At 68.8% G+C, this 1,402-nt stretch carries 2 protein-coding genes; both read left to right on the top strand.

Annotated features, from left to right (window positions below):
* Nucleotides 1-107 precede the first annotated feature (107 nt).
* Entirely contained in the window at nt 108-1,088 is a 981-nt protein-coding gene (locus AQJ27_RS51285; protein WP_067385972.1) for an alpha-ketoacid dehydrogenase subunit beta, read from the top strand.
* 10 nt (nt 1,089-1,098) lie between these two features.
* The coding region (locus AQJ27_RS51280) for a biotin/lipoyl-containing protein (RefSeq protein WP_341866180.1) at nt 1,099-1,402 on the top strand (304 nt) is incomplete at its 3' end.

The raw sequence follows: 1,402 nt of genomic DNA, 5'->3' as shown, positions 1-1,402 counted from the left end.
ATCTTCGAGAACGTGTATGCCGACGGGCACGCGCTCGTCGACGAGGAGCGGGCCCAGTTCGCCGCCTACCAGGCGTCGTTCGCGGATGAAGGGGAGGGCAAGTAGCGATGGCTGTGGAAAAGATGGCGTTGGCCAAGGCGATCAACGAGTCGCTGCGCACGGCCCTCGACGCCGACCCCAAGGTCCTGATCATGGGTGAGGACGTCGGCAAGCTCGGCGGTGTCTTCCGGGTCACCGACGGGCTCCAGAAGGACTTCGGCGAGGACCGGGTCATCGACACCCCGCTCGCGGAGTCGGGCATCGTCGGCACGGCGATCGGTCTCGCGCTGCGGGGCTACCGGCCGGTGGTGGAGATCCAGTTCGACGGTTTCGTCTTCCCGGCGTACGACCAGATCGTCACGCAGCTCGCGAAGATGCACGCGCGGGCGCTCGGCAAGATCAAGCTTCCCGTCGTGATCCGGATTCCGTACGGCGGTGGCATCGGCGCGGTCGAGCACCACTCGGAGTCCCCCGAGGCGCTGTTCGCGCACGTGGCGGGCCTGAAGGTGGTCTCCCCGTCGAACGCCTCGGACGCCTACTGGATGATGCAGCAGGCCATCCAGAGCGACGACCCGGTGATCTTCTTCGAGCCGAAGCGGCGCTACTGGGACAAGGGCGAGGTCACCACCGACGCGATCCCCGGACCGCTGCACAAGGCGGTCGTGGCACGCGGAGGCAGCGATCTGACGCTGGCCGCCTACGGCCCGATGGTGAAGGTCTGCCTGGAGGCGGCCGCGGCCGCCCAGGAGGAGGGCAAGTCGATCGAGGTCCTGGACCTGCGCTCGATGTCCCCGATCGACTTCGACTCCGTCCAGGCCTCGGTGGAGAAGACCCGCCGCCTGGTCGTGGTGCACGAGGCCCCGGTCTTCCTCGGTACGGGCGCGGAGATCGCCGCCCGCATCACGGAGCGGTGCTTCTACCACCTGGAGGCACCCGTCCTGCGGGTGGGCGGCTATCACGCCCCCTATCCGCCGGCGCGCCTGGAGGAGGAGTACCTTCCGGGCCTGGACCGGGTGCTCGACGCCGTCGACCGCTCACTGGCGTACTGAGGAGAGGGTCGTGACGACGATGACTGAGAACGCGTCGGGGCTCCGCGAGTTCAAGATGCCCGACGTGGGCGAGGGGCTCACCGAGGCGGAGATCCTCAAGTGGTACGTCCAGCCCGGTGACACGGTCACCGACGGCCAGGTCGTCTGCGAGGTCGAGACCGCCAAGGCCGCCGTGGAACTGCCCATCCCCTACGACGGCGTGGTGCGCGAACTCCACTTCCCCGAGGGCACCACGGTGGACGTGGGCCAGGTGATCATCGCGGTCGACGTGACCGGCGGACCGGCACCCACCGGACAGGCCCCCGTCGCCGTGG

The organism is Streptomyces olivochromogenes (assembly GCF_001514115.1).
GTDB classification, from domain to species: domain Bacteria; phylum Actinomycetota; class Actinomycetes; order Streptomycetales; family Streptomycetaceae; genus Streptomyces; species Streptomyces olivochromogenes.
The sequence above is the reverse complement of the archived record's forward strand: the minus strand, read 5'-3'. Positions and strand labels throughout refer to the sequence as shown.